At 71.8% G+C, this 16,426-nt stretch carries 11 protein-coding genes; 6 read left to right on the forward strand and 5 right to left on the reverse strand.

The window, feature by feature from the left end:
* Positions 1-86 precede the first annotated feature (86 nt).
* Positions 87-1,064, reverse strand: a complete 978-nt coding sequence (locus tag KAK03_RS13240; protein WP_210854435.1) for a GMP reductase — start codon at positions 1,062-1,064, stop codon at positions 87-89.
* Between the two features lie 199 nt (positions 1,065-1,263).
* Between KAK03_RS13240 and KAK03_RS13245 the strand changes: the two genes are divergently transcribed.
* The 3 genes from KAK03_RS13245 to KAK03_RS13255 are packed head-to-tail and all read left to right on the forward strand — an operon-like array spanning position 1,264 to position 7,714.
* A complete protein-coding gene (locus tag KAK03_RS13245; RefSeq protein WP_210854436.1) occupies positions 1,264-3,657 on the forward strand; it encodes a UvrD-helicase domain-containing protein in 2,394 nt (797 codons plus the stop codon).
* Complete coding sequence (locus KAK03_RS25405) at positions 3,654-5,651, forward strand: diguanylate cyclase (RefSeq protein ID WP_210854437.1); 1,998 nt, start codon at positions 3,654-3,656, stop codon at positions 5,649-5,651. The genes KAK03_RS13245 and KAK03_RS25405 overlap by 4 nt, the downstream gene beginning before the upstream one ends.
* Positions 5,648-7,714 carry a GGDEF domain-containing protein gene (locus KAK03_RS13255; protein WP_210854438.1) on the forward strand — a complete coding sequence of 689 codons (2,067 nt, stop codon included), beginning with the start codon at positions 5,648-5,650 and terminating at the stop codon, positions 7,712-7,714. The genes KAK03_RS25405 and KAK03_RS13255 overlap by 4 nt, the downstream gene beginning before the upstream one ends.
* Here the strand turns inward: KAK03_RS13255 and KAK03_RS13260 are convergent.
* From KAK03_RS13260 to KAK03_RS13270, 3 genes are read right to left on the reverse strand one after another with little or no spacing between them, the layout of a single operon-like run.
* Complete coding sequence (locus KAK03_RS13260; RefSeq protein ID WP_210854439.1) at positions 7,669-8,448, reverse strand: BPSS1780 family membrane protein; 780 nt, start codon at positions 8,446-8,448, stop codon at positions 7,669-7,671. The genes KAK03_RS13255 and KAK03_RS13260 overlap by 46 nt on opposite strands.
* 7 nt (positions 8,449-8,455) lie before the next feature.
* A complete protein-coding gene (locus KAK03_RS13265; RefSeq protein WP_210854440.1) occupies positions 8,456-9,418 on the reverse strand; it encodes a homoserine kinase in 963 nt (320 codons plus the stop codon).
* A gap of 42 nt (positions 9,419-9,460) precedes the next feature.
* The gene (locus KAK03_RS13270; RefSeq protein ID WP_210854441.1) at positions 9,461-9,748 is read right to left on the reverse strand and encodes a hypothetical protein; all 288 of its coding nucleotides are present in this window, start codon (positions 9,746-9,748) and stop codon (positions 9,461-9,463) included.
* Between the two features lie 56 nt (positions 9,749-9,804).
* Here KAK03_RS13270 and polA point away from each other — a divergent pair, with 56 nt between their 5' ends.
* On the forward strand, positions 9,805-12,582 hold the full coding sequence (gene polA, locus KAK03_RS13275; protein WP_210854442.1) for a DNA polymerase I: 2,778 nt from the start codon (positions 9,805-9,807) through the stop codon (positions 12,580-12,582).
* Positions 12,583-12,630: 48 nt separating this feature from the next.
* Here the strand turns inward: polA and KAK03_RS13280 are convergent, their stop codons facing one another.
* The gene (locus tag KAK03_RS13280) at positions 12,631-13,536 is read right to left on the reverse strand and encodes an AraC family transcriptional regulator (RefSeq protein ID WP_210854443.1); all 906 of its coding nucleotides are present in this window, start codon (positions 13,534-13,536) and stop codon (positions 12,631-12,633) included.
* Positions 13,537-13,674: 138 nt separating this feature from the next.
* On the opposite strand from KAK03_RS13280, the gene KAK03_RS13285 reads away from it, so the two are divergent.
* Positions 13,675-14,148 (forward strand): (2Fe-2S)-binding protein, encoded by a 474-nt coding sequence (locus KAK03_RS13285; protein ID WP_210854444.1) that lies wholly within the window; start codon positions 13,675-13,677, stop codon positions 14,146-14,148.
* Between the two features lie 13 nt (positions 14,149-14,161).
* Positions 14,162-16,390, forward strand: coding sequence for a xanthine dehydrogenase family protein molybdopterin-binding subunit (locus tag KAK03_RS13290; RefSeq protein ID WP_210854445.1), 2,229 nt, complete (start codon positions 14,162-14,164; stop codon positions 16,388-16,390).
* Positions 16,391-16,426 lie beyond the last annotated feature (36 nt).

Consider the following 16,426-nt stretch of genomic DNA (forward strand, 5'->3'; position numbering starts at 1 on the left):
TCACGGTGGAGGGTCACATCACTGGGTGTCCGTTGGCGTTGTGACGCCCCTGGCGGGGCGTCGAAACGCCGGTTCACCGTGGAGCGTTACATCAGAAGGTGTTCCCCGGCGTTTTCACCCCCGAGGATGACGTAGTTGACGCGGCGCAGATCACCCAGCTGGCGGCCGCCGGCGTAGCTGATGCTGCTTTGCAGGTCCTCGCGCATCTCGCGCAGCGTGTCGGCCAGTTGGCCCTTGACCGGCTCGAGGATGCGCTTGCCTTCAACGTGCTTGTATTCGCCTTTGTTGAAGTCCGAGGCCGAGCCGAAGTACTCCTTGTAGAGCTGGCCGTCGACCTCCACCGTCTTGCCGGGCGATTCCTCGTGGCCGGCGAACAGCGAGCCCACCATCACCATGCTGGCGCCGAAGCGCACGCTCTTGGCGATGTCGCCATGGTGGCGGATGCCGCCGTCGGCGATGATCGGCTTGGTGGCCACGCGGGCGCACCACTTCAGCGCCGAGAGTTGCCAGCCGCCGGTGCCGAAGCCGGTCTTCAGCCGCGTGATGCACACCTTGCCCGGGCCGATGCCCACCTTGGTGGCGTCGGCGCCCCAGTTCTCCAGGTCGATCACCGCCTCGGGCGTGCCCACATTGCCGGCGATGATGAAGGTCTTGGGCAGACGCTGCTTGATGTAATCGATCATCTGCCGCACGCTCTCGGCATGGCCGTGGGCGATGTCGATGGTGATGTAGTCGGCGCCCACGCCCTCGGCGGCCAGGCGGTCGACCATCTCGCGGTCGGCCTGCTTGACGCCGGCACTGATCGACACGAACAGGCCCTTGTCGCGCATGGACCGGGCGTAGGCCACGTTGTCCAGGTCGAAGCGGTGCATCACGTAGAAGTAGCCGTTGGCGGCCAGGTATTCGGTGATGCGCTCGTCGACCACCGTCTTCATGTTGGCCGGGACCACCGGCAGCTTGAAGCGGCGGCCACCGAAGTCGATGCCGGTGTCGCATTCCGAGCGGCTTTCCACGCGGCATTGGCGCGGCAGCAGCAGGATGTTGTCGTAGTCAAAGATTTCCATCTCGAAGCTCCAGTGAAGGCGCCGACGCGTTGAAGGCAGTGCGTCGGCCAAGGGCTGCGAGCGCTTGACCTGGGGGCCGGTCACGTGGCCGCTGCAGTGCGTCCTCAGATCTGAGGCGAGCGGGCACAAAAAACCGGGCGCCAGAATTTGGGCCCGGTGGCCGATTCTAGAGGTGCCCGCGCATCCCTACAATCCGGCGATGGTTTTTTCGGCATCTTCCGAGGCGTCTGCACGCCCCGACGCCCAGGGACTGCTGCGCGGTCTCAATCCCGAGCAGCTGGCCGCCGTGACGCTGCCCGACGAGCCGGCCCTGATCCTGGCCGGTGCGGGCTCGGGCAAGACGCGGGTGCTGACCACCCGCATCGCCTGGCTGCTGCAGACCGGGCGCGTCTCGCCCGGCGGCGTGATGGCCGTCACCTTCACCAACAAGGCGGCCAAGGAGATGCTCACCCGCCTGGGTGCGATGCTGCCGGTCAATGTGCGTGGCATGTGGATCGGCACCTTCCACGGCCTGTGCAACCGCTTCCTGCGCGCCCACTGGAAGGCCGCCGGCCTGCCGCAGAGCTTCCAGATCCTGGACAGCGGCGACCAGCTCAGCGCCGTCAAGCGCGTCATCAAGGCGATGCAGCTGGATGAAGAGCGCTTCGTGCCCAAGCAGGTCACCTGGTTCATCGCCGACGCGAAAGAGAACGGCCAGCGCCCCAAGGACGTGCCGGTGCGCGACGGCCAGACGCAGACGCTGGTGCAGGTCTACCAGGCCTATGAGGACCAGTGCCAGCGCGAGGGCGTGGTCGATTTCGCCGAGCTGATGCTGCGCACCTACGAGCTGCTGCGCGACGACGCGCTGCTGCGCGAGCACTACCGCCGGCGCTTCCGCCACATCCTGGTCGACGAGTTCCAGGACACCAACCGCCTGCAGTACGCCTGGCTGAAGATGTTCGCCGGCCCCGACACCGCGGTGCTGGCGGTGGGCGACGACGACCAGAGCATCTACGCCTTCCGCGGCGCCCAGGTCGGCAACATGGCCGACTTCGAGCGTGAGTTCCGCGTCGGCCACCTGATCAAGCTGGAAACCAACTACCGCTCCAGCGGCCACATCCTGGACGCCGCCAACGCGCTGATCGCCCACAACAGCCGCCGCCTGGGCAAGACCCTGCGCACCGAGGCCGGCCACGGCGAGCCGGTGCGGGTGCAGGAGAACGCCAGCGACTTCAACGAGGCCCAGTGGCTGCTCGAGGAGGCCCAGCAGCTGCACCGCCAGGGCCTGCCGCGGCGCGAGATCGCGGTGCTCTACCGCAGCAATGCGCAGAGCCGGGTGATCGAGTCGGCGCTGTTCAACGCCGGCATTCCGTACCGCGTCTACGGCGGCCTGCGCTTCTTCGAGCGCGCCGAGATCAAGCACGCACTGGCCTACCTGCGCCTGATCGAGAACTGCCACGACGACACCAGCTACCTGCGGGTGGTGAATTTCCCCACCCGCGGCATCGGCGCGCGCACGCTGGAGCAGTTGCAGGACGCCGCGCGCCAGAGCGGCCGCAGCCTGTGGCAGAGCGTGGGCGCGGTGGGCGGCAAGGGCGGCGCCAACCTGATCGCCTTCAATGCGCTGGTCGACAGCATGCGCAACGCCACGCTGGGCCTGACGCTGCGCGAGATCATCGAGCACATGCTGCAGCGCTCCGGCCTGGTCGACTTCTACCGCACCGAGAAGGAAGGCACCGACCGCATCGAGAACCTGGAGGAACTGGTCAACGCCGCCGAGGCCTTTGTCACCCAGGAAGGCTTCGGCAAGGATGCGGTGGCCCTGCCGGTGGATGAGCATGGTCCCGGCCAGATCGCTGCGCCCAGGCCCGGCGAGCCACCGGCGGTGGCGCCGGTGGACCTGACCCCCGACGCCGAGACCGGCGAGATCATGTCGCCGCTGGCCGCCTTCCTCACCCACGCGGCGCTCGAAGCCGGCGACAACCAGGCCCAGGCCGGGCAGGACGCGGTGCAGTTGATGACGGTGCACTCGGCCAAGGGCCTGGAATTCGACGCGGTGTTCATCACCGGTCTGGAGGAAGGCCTGTTCCCGCACGAGAACGCGATGTCGGATGCCGATGGTCTGGAAGAGGAACGTCGGCTGATGTACGTGGCCATCACGCGCGCCCGCCAGCGCCTGTACCTGAGCTTCAGCCAGACCCGCATGCTGCACGGGCAGACGCGCTACAACGTCAAGAGCCGCTTCCTGGATGAGCTGCCCGAGGACGGCCTGAAGTGGCTGACGCCGCGCAACCAGGGCTTCGGTTCGGGATTCGCGCGCGACTACCAGCAGGCCTGGCAGCGCGGCAGCGGCCTGGGCTCGATGGTCGGGGCTGGCCGCGCCGCGCCGGTGGCGCCACCGGCCCCGCTGCCGCGGGCGATGGCCGAGGCCCAGGCCAAGGCGGCCGGGCATGGGCTGCGGGTGGGGCAGGGGGTGTTCCACAGCAAGTTCGGCGAGGGGGTGATCGTCACCCTCGAGGGGGCGGGTGACGATGCCCGCGCCCAGGTGCGCTTCGGCCGGCACGGTCTGAAGTGGCTGGCGCTGAGCGTGGCCAAGCTGACGCCGATCGAATGACACGCTGGCGGGTCCTGCGCCGTGCCCTGCCGTTGGCGGCCGCCCTGGTCGCCGCTGGCGCCTGGGCGTCGCTGGACAGCGCCACCTTGCTGCGCTGGGAACAGCGCGCCTGGGCCGACCCCGAGCAGGTCGTGGCCGACCTGCAGCAGGCGCTGGAAGGCCTGCCCGCCGAGCGGCCCGAATGGCTGGAGGGCCAGCGCGTGCTGGCCGAGGCCTATCTGTGGCGCGGCGACATGCGTGCCACCGACCAGGTGATCACGCGCATCGACGCGGCGGCCGCCGCCGCCAGCGACCCCGGGCTGCTGCGCGATGCCGGCGCGCTGAGCACCTGCCTGCGCGCCGCCCGCCAGCGCAAGACCGGCACGCTGGGCCGTGCCGATGCCTTGCTGCAGCAGGCGGCGCCGGCCCTGGCGGCCTCGCCCACGCCGGGGCTGCGCCACAGCTGTGCCCATCTGCACGCGCTGGTGCTGCAGGGCCAGGGCCGCTACGACGAAGCCGCGCGCACGCTGCAGGTGGCGATTCGCGACGCCGACCAGAGCGGCGCCACCTGGCGGCGCAGTGAGCTGCGCACCACGCTGTCCGACGTGCTGTGGCGCGTCGGACAGCGCGATGCGGCGCGCACCATGCAGGAGCAGGCGCTGCAGCTGGCCCGCCAGCATGGCGACCAGCTGGCGCAGTCGCATGCGCTGACCGTCCAGGCGATGCAGCTGGGTGACCAGGGCCGCAGCGAAGACGAACTCCAGGCGATGGAGCAGGCGCTGGCGCTGGCCCGCGACGCCGAAGCCACCAGCGACGAGGCCCACTGCCTGGCCAACCTCAGCGACTACCACCTGCGCCACGACCAGGCCGCCAAGGCCCTGGCCGTGGCCGAGCGGGCGCTGCCCATGGCCCGGCGCACCCGCAACACCGTGGCCGAGGGCCTGGCCCAGGTCAATGCCGGCCTGGCGCTGATCGCGCTGCAGCGCAAGGAAGAGGGCGTGCGGCGCGTGCGTGCGTCGATCGAGTCCGACCTGCGGGCCGATGACATCGTCAGCGCCGCCGATTCCCTGGTCGAGCTGGGCCTGTACCTGGAACGTGCCGGCCACCTGGCCGATGCCTACGACGCGTTGCGCGAGCACCGCCAGCTGGCCGACGAGGTCGCGCGCCGCACCCGCCAGACCCAGCTGCTCGAGCTGCAGGAGGCCTTCGAGGCCGACCGACGCCGCGACGAGCGCGCGCGCCTGATCGCCGACAACCAGCTCAAGGAGGCGCAGTGGCGCGGGCGCGAGCTGAGCGACCGCTTCTGGCTGCTGATGACCGGCGCCGCCGGTGTGCTGGCCACGCTGGCGGCGCTGGTCTACCACCGCCTGCGCAGCACCCAGACGCTGCGGGCCGGCGCCCCTGCGCGGGCCCGCCTGGACAGTGCGATCGACCCGCTGACCGGCCTGGGCAACCGGCGCCTGATGCCTCCGCTGAACGAACCGGCCACGGGCCTGCTGTGCCTGATCGACCTGGACCATTTCAAGTCGATCAACGACCGTTTCGGCGCCGCGGCGGGCGACCAGGTGCTGGTCGAGGTGGCGCGGCGCCTGCGCGCCGCCACCCGTGAGCCGGACCTGGTGCTGCGCTGGGGGGGCGAGGAGTTCCTGGTGCTGGCGCCGCCCGGCCCTGACACCGACCCCGAAGGCCTGGTGACCCGGCTGCTGGGTGTGCTGGCAGGTGTGCCGATGACGGTGGGCGGCGAGTCCATCACCGTGACGGCGTCCATGGGTTTCCTGCGCCTGCCGCTGTCCGGCGGCGGGCCGGTGCTGGACGGCGCCCGCGCGATCACGCTGGCCGACGCCATGCTGCGCAGGGCCCGCCAGGGTGGTCGCAACCGGGCCTGCGGTCTGCTGGGGGCGCCGCCGGGTGTGTTCCGCGAGGGCGTACCGGACCTGGAAGCGCTGGACGAGGCCTGCGAGCGCGGTCTGCTGACCCTGCTGCACCTGACCGGTCCGTGGAAGGCCGCCGCATGAGGCCGCTGCACCGCGCCTGGACCCTGCGCCACGCCGGCGTGCTGGCCACGCTGTTGCTGGCGGGCCTGCCGACGAGGGCACAGCACGAGCCGCACTGGTCGGCCTGGGTGCAGGAAGGCTACGAGGCGCCTGAGCGTGTGCTGGCCCGCCTGGCCGCCCTGCGGCCTCCCGCCGGGGCCGACGATTGGCGGCGCCACTGGTGGCGCACCCGCGGCGTGGTGGCCGCGGCCGGACATGTCGAGGCTGCGGCCGACGAGGCCCTGGCCGAGCTGCGGGGCTGGAGCGGGCCGCAGGCCTCGCTGGCGCGCGCCGATGCGCGCCTGGTGGAAGCGGTGCGGGCCGAGCGCGAGGGCCGGGTGCAGGACGTCGAGGCCGCCGCCAGCGACGCCGAGCAGGCCTACGCCGCCGTCTGTGCGCCGGCGCAGCTGCCGGGCTGTGACCTGCCCACCTGGTGGCGTCTGCTGCGCCTGCGCGCCCTGCGGGCCGAGTCCCAGGGCCTGTGGATCGAGGCCCGCAGCCTGCAATTGCGGGCCGCCGAGGTGGCCGACCAGGCGGGCGATCTGTACCTGCAGGCCTGGTCGCTGGCCGCGGCGGCGGTGGCCTCGCAGCGTCTGGGCGAGTCGGACCTGGCGCGGGAGCAACTGGCCAGTGCACAGCGCCTGGCGGTGCGCGACGACCGCCCCGAAACCGGCGTACGCGTGCTGCTCAACCGGGCCCGCGTCGAGGAACGCCGGGGCGACCCGGCGGCGGCGCTGCGCGCCCTGGACCAGGCGCTGGACACGCTGCGATCGCACGAGATGCCGCGCCTGCGCGCACTGGTGCAGGCCAACCGGGCCGACCTGCTGGGCCGCAGCGGGCGCTCGCGCGAGGCGGTGGCCTCGATCGAGCAGGCCCTGCCGGTGGTGCGGCGCTTCGATGACCGGCGCCTGGATCCGCTGCTGCAGTTCAACCTGGGCCTGGCCCATCTGGCGCTGGGGCAGGTCAAGCCCGGACAGGCCGAACTGGGCGCGGCGGTGGCGCAGTGGGAGCGTCAGGGGGCGCAGGGCGCGCTGCGCGAGGCCCTGCGCCAGGGGGGCGACGCGCTGCATGCGGTGGGCGAGCATGCCCAGGCGCTGGCGTGGCTGCACCGTGAACGCCGCCTCACCGAGGCCCAGGACGACGCCAACCGCGACGCCGCGCTGCGCGAGCTGCGACAGCGGCGCGACCAGGAGGCCGAGCACCTCGACCTTGACCGGCTGCGCGCCGAGAACCTGCTGGCCACCGCCCGGCTGGAGAGCCAGCAGTGGCTGCGTCGGGTGCAGTGGCTGATCGGTGGCTCGCTGCTGGCGATGGCAGCGATGCTGGGTCTGCTGGTCGTGCGCCTGCGTGGCGGCCAGGGTCCTGAGCCGGGCGCGCGCCGGGCGCCCTGGTGGTCGCGCTGGACGCGGCGGCGCGATCCGCTGACGGGCCTGCCGCATCGCCGCCAGCTGCTGGCCCAGGCCCTGCAGCAGGCCCAGTCGCCCGCGGGCCTGCGCGGCAGCCTGGTGATGGTCGACATCGACCACTGGGCGCGACTGTCCGAGCGTCTCGGCGCTGCCGCGGCCCCGGCGGTGCTGGCCGGGATGGCCAGCCGGCTGCGCGACGCGGTGCGCGACGCCGACCGCCTGTGCCGATGGTCCGACTCCAGCTTCCTGGTGCTGCTGGACGAGACCGCCCCCGAGGCGCTGGACCAGCTGGCACAGCGGCTGCTGGCCGCCATCGGCGACACGCCGATCGCCCACGCCGGCGACCACCTGGCTGTCACCGCCTCGGTGGGGGTGGTGGCGTTCCCGCTCGAGGGCGAGCCGGCGCCGGTGGACTGGGAGCGCGCCCTGGCCCGGGTGGAGCTGGCGGTCTATGCGGCCCGCGCGGATGGCCGCGACCGGGCGGTGCGGCTGATCAAGCTGACCGCCCGCGGCGACGAGGAGCGGGCCCTGCTGAGCCATGAATTCGCCCAGGCCCGTCAGCGCGGCCTGGTCCACTGGATCGGCCTGGAGCGTCAGTCGGGCGAGACGGCGGCGAAACTGTCGACGAAGCTGGCGTAGAGCGAGGCGTAGAAGGCGGTCGACAGCAGCAGCCAGGCGGGCAGGGTGAGGATGCCCAGCGCCGGCACCGCCAGCTGCACCAGCATCAGGCCCAGGCCGGCCGCCATCCAGCACAGGTTGTAGACCACGAACGCGCCCAGCGAGCGCCACAGCGCCAGCACGTTGGAGAACAGCGCCTGCGCCACGCCCTGATCGGCCCACAGCACCAGCGGCGGGGCGTGCCAGTACAGCATCGACAGCAGGCTGCCGCTGACCACGCGGAACAGCAGGCCGTCCCGCACCGCGGGGTCGTTGGCCAGGTTCTCCCACTCGGCGCTGCCGGTGTCGCCCTTGGCCGTCAGCTCCAGCCAGCGGTCGAACTGGCCGCCATCGATCAGGCCGGCCAGCCACAACAGCAGGGTCAGCGCCACCGCGTAGCTCAGGCACAGCTGGAACAGACGACGCCGCTGCAGCGCCGGTCCGCTGCGCCAGGGCGCCACCAGCACCGCCACCCGCACCGGCACGCCGCGGCGGGTGCCGGCGGCGGCCATCACGAAGGCCAGGCTCAGCAGTGGCATCGACATCATCAGCAGCGGCCCGCCGACCAGCGGCACGACACTGATCAGCAACACCACCAGCATGAAGGTCGCGAACAGGCCGGCATAGGCCAGCGGCTGGCGCAGCAGCTCCTGGAAGCCGGCCTTGAACCAGCGCAGGCCGGCCGAGGCCGGTTGGGACGTCAGGGACAGTCGCATCGGATGATCAGGGGTGCCAGGGTTGGTCCACCGCATGGCGCAGCACGCGCTCGAAGTGGGCCGGGTCCTTCGGGGTCAGCAACTGGGCGTCACGCGGGCGGTGCCAGTCGTCCAGGCGCGACAGCCAGAAACGCAGCGCAGCGGCGCGGCGCAGGGCGGGCAGCAGGCGCTGCTCGGCGCCCTGCAGCGGGCGCACCGCCTGGTAGGCCTGCAGCAGGGCCTGGGCGCGGGCGTCGTCGAGCGCGCCGCTGTCCAGGTCGATACACCAGTCGTTCAGCACCACCGCCAGGTCGTAGATGAAGTGGTCGTGGCCGGCAAAGTAGAAGTCGAAAACGCCGGACAGCTGTTCCTGGCCCGGCGCGCCATCGAACAAGGCGTTGTCGCGGAACAGGTCGGCATGCACCGCGCCCTGGGGCAGGGCGGCCAGCGCCGGCGCATCGGCCAGCGTCTGCTGGAAGGCCAGTTCGGCGCGCAGCAACTCGGCCGGTGCCCCCTGGAGCCAGGCCTGGGCATGCTGGCCGGCCTCGGCGCGCCAGGCCGGGCCACGCAGGTTGGGCTGGTGCATCGCAAAGTCGGCCACGGCCAGGTGCATCCGGGCCAGCACCGAGCCCAGCAGGGCCACGTGGTGGATGTCCGGCGCGTCCACCGGTGCACCGGGCAGCCGCTCCACCAGCGCCGCCGGCTTGCCCGCCAGCGTGTGCACCAGACCACCGCTGGCGTCGGGCCGCGGCGCCGGCACCGGCAGGCCGTGGGCCGCCAGGTGGGCCATCAGGCGCAGGTAGTAGGGCAGTTGCTCGGCGGCCAGGCGCTCGAAGACGGTCAGCACCCATTCGCCCTCGGCGGTGCTGACGAAGTAGTTGGTGTTCTCGATGCCGCTGGCCACCGGGACCAGGGCCTGCTGCGGCCCCAGACCCAGACGGGCCAGCAGCGCGTCGGCCTGATCGGGAGAGACTTGGGTGTAGACCGCCATGGACGAGGAGGGCGCGCGGCTCGGGCCGGCGCCGGCAGGAATTCAGAAGCTGAGCGAGAACCAGATGCGCTGGCCGGCCTTGGGGTCCTGGGCCGGGTCGCGGCCGGGTTCGGGCGGCGTGATCTCGTAAGGGCCCAGACCCTTGATCTTGGGTTGCACCGTCAGGCGGCGGGTCTGGCCGCGGACGCGCAGCTCCTCGATGCGCACCTGGTCGTCCTCGGTGACCCGCTGGATCACCTGCGGCTCGCCAGGCAGGGGCGTGCCGGCCACAGGGTCGGCATGGGCAGGCAGGGCCAGCAGCCCGCAGCCCAGGAGAAGAAGACGGCGCATCGCCCGATTGTAGGCAGGCTGGCCGCCCGGGTCTGCGGGCGGGCGAGAATCGCCCCATGAACGACGCCCCCTCCCACGCCCCGATCCTGCTGCTGGTCGACGGCTCCAGCTACCTGTACCGGGCCTACCACGCGATGCCCGACCTGCGCGGCCCCGAGGGCGTGCCCACCGGCGCCATCCACGGCGTGGTCAACATGATGACCTGGCTGCGCGAGCACGTCGGCGCCGAGCATGCGGTGTGCGTCTTCGACGCCAAGGGTCCGACCTTTCGCGACGAGTGGTACCCCGAGTACAAGGCGCACCGCCCGCCGATGCCCGACGACCTGCGCGCCCAGATCGAGCCGATCCACGAGGTGGTGCGCCTGCTGGGCTGGCCGGTGCTGGAGGTGCCAGGCATCGAGGCCGACGACGCGATCGGTACGCTGGCCCGCTTTGGCGAGGCCAGCGGCCACCGTGTGGTGATCTCCACCGGCGACAAGGACCTGGCCCAGCTGGTGACGCCGGCGGTGTCGCTGATCAACACCATGGACAAGCCGCCCAGCGTGTCGGACGAGGCCGGCGTGCTGGCCAAGTTCGGCGTGCCGCCGTCGCTGATCATCGACTACCTGACGCTGATCGGCGACGCGGTGGACAACGTGCCTGGCGTGGACAAGGTGGGCCCGAAGACCGCGGTCAAGTGGCTGCAGGAGCATGGCTCGCTCGATGGCATCGTGGCCGCGGCCGAATCCATCAAGGGTGTGGCTGGTGACAACCTGCGCAAGGCGCTGGACTGGCTGCCGCTGGGCCGCCGGCTGATCACCGTGAAGACCGACTGCGACCTGTCGGCCCAGATCCCCGGCTGGCCGGCGCTGGAGCCGCTGGCGCTGCGGGCGCCGGACCTGGACGGCCTGGTCGGCTTCTACACCCGCTTCGGCTTCAAGACCGCACTGCGCACGCTGGAGCAGCAGCTGGGCCGCACGCCGTCGGTGGCGCCGGCCGCCGCCGCACCCGACCTGTTCGACAGCGCCCCCGCGCCCGCGGTGGACTTGCCGCGGGACTACCAGACCGTGCACACGCTGGAGCAACTGGACGACTGGATCGCCCGCCTGCGGGCCGCGCCGATCAGTGCGCTCGACACCGAGACCGACTCGCTCGATCCGATGCGCGCGCGCATCGTGGGCATCAGCTTTGCCGTCGAACCCGGCCGCGCCGCCTACGTGCCCACCGGCCACGACTACCCCGGCGCCCCGGACCAGTTGCCGCTGGCCGAGGTGCTGGCGCGCCTGCGGCCCTGGCTGGAGGATGCCAGCGCCGCCAAGCTGGGCCAGAACGTCAAGTACGACCTGCATGTGTTTGCCAACCACGGCATCGCGGTGCGCGGCTACACCCACGACACCCTGCTGCAGAGCTATGTGCTCGAGGCCCACCTGCGCCACAACCTGGAGGAGCTGGCGCAGCGCCACCTGGGCCGCCAGGGCCTGAGCTACGAGGCGCTGTGCGGCAAGGGCGCCAACCAGATCCCGTTCTCGCAGGTCGACATCGAGCGCGCCAGCACCTACAGCGGCGAGGACAGCGAGATGTGCGTGCAGCTGCACCAGGTGCTGTGGCCGCAGATCGAGGCCGAGCCGGGCCTGCGCCGCGTCTATGCCGACATCGAGATGCCGGCGATGGCCATCCTGCAGCGCATCGAACGCCACGGCGTGCTGATCGACCCGGCGCGCCTGGCCGCGCAGAGCCAGCAGCTGGCCGAGCGCATGGTGGCGCTGGAGCAGCAGGCCTACGAGGCGGCCGGCCAGCCCTTCAACATGGCCAGCCCCAAGCAGATCGGCGAGATCCTGTTCGGCAAGCTGGGCCTGCCGGTCAAGAAGAAGACCGCCAGCGGCGCCCCCAGCACCGACGAGGAGGTGCTGCAGGAGCTGGCCGCCGACTTCCCGCTGCCGGCGCTGCTGCTGGAGCACCGCAGCTTGGCCAAGCTCAAGGGCACCTACACCGACAAGCTGCCGCTGATGGTCAACCCCGAGACCGGTCGCGTGCACACCAACTACGCGCAGGCGGTGGCGATCACCGGCCGCCTGGCCAGCAACGATCCCAACCTGCAGAACATCCCGATCCGCACCGCGGAGGGCCGGCGCGTGCGCGAGGCCTTCATCGCGCCGCCGGGCCATGTGCTGATGAGCGCCGACTACTCGCAGATCGAGCTGCGCATCATGGCCCACATCAGCGGCGACCCCGGCCTGACGCGCGCCTTCGCCGAAGGCCAGGACGTGCACCGCGCCACCGCCGCCGAGGTCTTCGGCATCCCGCTGGCCGAGGTGTCCTCCGAGCAGCGCCGCTATGCCAAGACCATCAACTTCGGCCTGATCTACGGCATGGGTGCCTTCGGTCTGGCGCAAAGCCTGGGCATCGACCAGAAGGCGGCGAAGAACTACATCGACCGCTACTTCGAGCGCTTCGCCGGCGTGCGCGACTACATGGAAGCCACCCGCGCCAGCGCGCGCGAGAAGGGCTACGTGGAAACGCTGTTCGGCCGGCGCATCGTGCTGCCCGAGATCCGCGGCGGCAACGGCCCGCGCAAGGCCGGCGCCGAGCGCCAGGCGATCAACGCGCCGATGCAGGGCACGGCGGCCGACCTGATCAAGCTGGCGATGATCGCGGTGCAGCGTGCACTGGACGACGAGGGCCGCGCCACCCGGATGGTGATGCAGGTGCACGATGAACTGGTGCTGGAGGTGCCCGAGGCCGAGATCGGCTGGGCGCGCGAGGCGATCCCGCGGCTGATGGCCGGCGCCGCCGAACTCAGCGTCCCGCTGCTGGCCGAAGTGGGCCAGGGCGCCAATTGGGACGAGGCGCATTGACTGGGGCACCCGGCTGCGGGGTCCCACGGCCACGCGCCAGGTCGGTGCTCAGGCGGTCTCGCGCTCGCGCAGCGCCGCAATGTCGCGCGCCGGCGGCGCGCCGAAGCGCCGCGCGTATTCGCGGCTGAACTGCGACGGGCTCTCGTAGCCCACCCGGTAGGCGGCCGCTGCGGCGTCCAGGCGGTCGGAGAGCATCAGCCGGCGCGCCTCGGACAGGCGCAAGGCCTTCTGGTACTGCAGCGGGCTCATCGCCGTGAGCGCCTTGAAGCGCTGGTGGAAGACCGATGCGCCCATGCCTGCCGCGCGCGCCAGCTCGTCCACCCGCAGCGGCTGGTCGAAGCGCTGGTTCAGCAGCGCCACCGCGCGGGCGACCTGCTGGCTGGGGCTGCCGGCGGTGGCCATCTGGCGCAGCCGGGCGCCGGCCTCGCCACACAGCAGGCGGTAGTGGATTTCGCGCTGGATCAGCGGCGCCAGCGCCGGGATGTCCTCCGGCTGGTCGAGCAGGGCCAGCAGGCGGTCGAAGGCATCCAGCAGGGGGGGCGTGACCGCGCCGGTGCCCAGGGCGCGGTCGTCGTCTGCGCGGCCGGCGGCTGCGGTGGGCGGCGCCTCCAGCATCAGCGAGGCGATCTCGCGCGGGTTCAGGCGCAGCGCCAGCGCCAGATAGGGCCGCTCGGGGCTGGCCTCAAGCAGCGCGGCGGTCACCGGCAGCTCCATCGAGGCGATCAGGTAGCGCTCGGGTCCGTAGTCCAGCAGCGTGCCGCCCAGTGCCAGACGCTTGCGCCCCTGGACGATCAGCGCCACGCAGGGTTCATAGGCGCCGCAGTGGTTGCTGTAGGGCTGCTCGTTGCGGATCAGCCGCAGGTCCGGCAGCGCTGCAGCGGCCTGCATGCCCCCATTGGGCGCATGGGTCAATAGGCGGTGGCGCAGGCGGGACAGCGGGTCGACAGGCAACATGGTCGGTGCATGCTAACCAGGTCTTGCCCAGCGGTCCGCCGCGCACGCAGTTTTGGGCAAGCATCGCGCAGCATCAGGCTACCGCCACCCGGCCCCCTGCCGGGACACTGGCCCCTTCAAGAACCGGGAGACCCCTCGATGGCTTCACTGAACGTCAACGGACGCGAGCACACGCTCGACGTCGATCCGTCCACGCCGGTGCTGTGGGCACTGCGCGACGAGCTGGGCCTGACCGGCACCAAGTTCGGCTGCGGCGCCGCGCAGTGCGGCGCCTGCACGGTACACCTCAACGGCCAGGCCACGCGGTCCTGCGTGACGCCGGTGGGCGCGGTGCAGGGTCAGCGCATCACCACCATCGAGGCGGTGACCGGCGGCGACGACCGAGTCGGCCGCGCGGTGCTGGACGCCTGGGTGCGCCACGACGTGGCCCAGTGCGGCTACTGCCAGAGCGGGCAGGTGATGGCCGCCAGTGCCTTCCTGGCGACGCTGCCGCGCGGGAAGCAGCCCACGCCGGCCGAGATCGATGCCGCGATGAGCGGCAACATCTGCCGCTGCGGCACCTATGAACGCATCCGCGCCGCGGTGGCAGACGCCGCCCGCGCGCTGGCCTGAAGGGAGACACCGCATGCACTTCGACCTCACCGCCGAGATGCCCCGCGCCCTGCAGCACCTGCTGGCGCGCGATGCCACCGAGCCTGCCGAACTCCCCCGCCGCCAGTTCCTGAAGCTGGGCGTGGTCGGAGGCTTCGGCCTGGGCCTGTTTCCGCTGGGCGCCGCGGCGCAGGCCACGCCGGCCGCCGGCCTGAAGCCCCAGCAGCAACCCGCTGCGTTCGTCATGATCGGCGCTGACGGCACGGTCACGATCACCGTCAACCGCCTGGAGTTCGGCCAGGGCATCAATACCGCGCTGCCGATGCTGCTGGCCGAGGAGCTGGACGCCGACTGGTCGCGCGTGCGCAGCCAGCTGGGCACCAACGACGGCGCCTACGCCGACCCGCTGTTCGGCCTGCATCTGACCGGCGGCTCCAATTCCATCAAAAACAGCTTCATGCAGTACCGCGAACTGGGTGCGCGCACCCGCGCGATGCTGCTGCAGGCCGCCGCCACGCGCTGGAGCGTGGATGTGGCCAGCCTGCGCACCGAGGCCGGCACGGTCCTGGGCCCGGCCGGCCAGAAGGCCGGCTACGGCGAGCTGGCCGCCGCCGCGATGGCCCTGCCCGTGCCCGAGAAGGTGGTGTTGAAGGACCCGGCGCAGTTCCGCCTGGTGGGCCGACCCACGCCGCGCCTGGACGCGCGCGCCAAGAGCAGCGGTCGCCAGTCCTTCGGCCTGGACGTGAAGCGCCCGGGCCAACTGGTCGCGGTGGTGGCTCGGCCCCCGGTCTTCGGTGCGAAGCCGCGCTCGGTGGACGACAGCGCCGCCAAGGCGGTCAAGGGCGTGCAGGCCGTGCTGCGCGTGCCGCTGGACCGCGGCGCCGAGGGCGTGGTGGTGATCGCCCGCAGCACCTGGCCGGCGATCCAGGGGCGCCAGGCCCTGAAGATCGAGTGGGACACCGCGGGTGTCGAGAAGGTCGACAGCGCCAGGCAGCTGGCCGACTACCGCGCGCTGGCCCGCCAGCCCGGACCGAAGCACTTCGACGCCGACATGACGCCGCTGGCCAACGCGCCCCGGCGCATCGAGGCCGAGTTCAGCTTCCCCTACCTGGCCCATGCGCCGATGGAGCCGCTGAACTGCACGGTCGAGCTGCGCGACGACGGTGCCACCGTGTGGGCGGGATCGCAGATGCCCGGCCTGGACGGCATGGCGGCGGCGCGCGTGCTGGGCCTGAAACCCGAGCAGGTGGCGCTGCAGGTGCAGATGGCGGGGGGCGGCTTCGGCCGCCGCGCGATCCCCACCAGCGACTACCTGGTCGAGGCCTGCGGGATCGCCAAGGCGGCCCGGGCGGCGGGCCTGAAGGCGCCGATCCAGACTGTCTGGACGCGCGAGGACGACCTGCGCGGCGGCTACTACCGCCCGATGCACCTGCACCGCGCCGAGATCGGCTTTGACGCCCAGGGCCGCGTGCTGGCCTGGGACCATGTGATCGTCGGCCAGTCCATCGTCTCGGGCAGTCCCTTCGAGGCCATGATGGTCAAGAACGGCATCGACAACACCGCGGTCGAAGGCATGCGCGAACCCTACGCCTTGCCGATGCGCCTGACCGTGCACCATCCTAAACAGAACGTGCCGGTGCTGTGGTGGCGCAGCGTGGGCAGCACCCACACCGCCTTCGTGATGGAGACGCTGCTCGACCAGATCGCCCGCGAGACGAACCAGGACCCGGTCGCCTACCGGCTGGCCCTGATGGGCGACAAGCACCCGCGCCACCGCGCGGCGCTGGAGCTGGCCGTGGCGCGCAGCGGCTACGGCAAGACGCCGCTGCCCGCCGGTCGCGCCTGGGGCGTGGCGCTGCACGAGTCCTTCAATTCGGTGGTGGCCTATGTGGTCGAGGCCTCGCTGCAGGGTGGCCGGCCGACGCTGCACCGGGTCACCGCGGGCGTGCACTGCAACCTGGCGGTCAACCCGCGCACGGTGGAAGCCCAGGTCCAGGGTGCGGCGCTGATGGGCCTGGGCATGTGCCTGCCTGGCGCGGCGATCACCTTGAAGGACGGCGTGGTGGAGCAGCAGAACTTCGGCGACTACACCGTGGCCCGGATGAGCGACATGCCCAGCTTCTCGGTGCACATCGTGCCCAGCGCCGACGCGCCCACCGGCATGGGCGAGCCGGGCCTGCCGCCGCTGGCACCGGCCTTTGCCAATGCCGTGGCACGTCTGACCGGCAAGCCGATCCGCCGATTGCCCTTTGATGCGGCCTGAGCCCGGGTCTGGCGTGTGACAGCTGGCCGGCGGTCT

Source organism: Ideonella alba, assembly GCF_018069845.1.
In the GTDB taxonomy this organism is placed as follows: domain Bacteria; phylum Pseudomonadota; class Gammaproteobacteria; order Burkholderiales; family Burkholderiaceae_C; genus Ideonella; species Ideonella alba.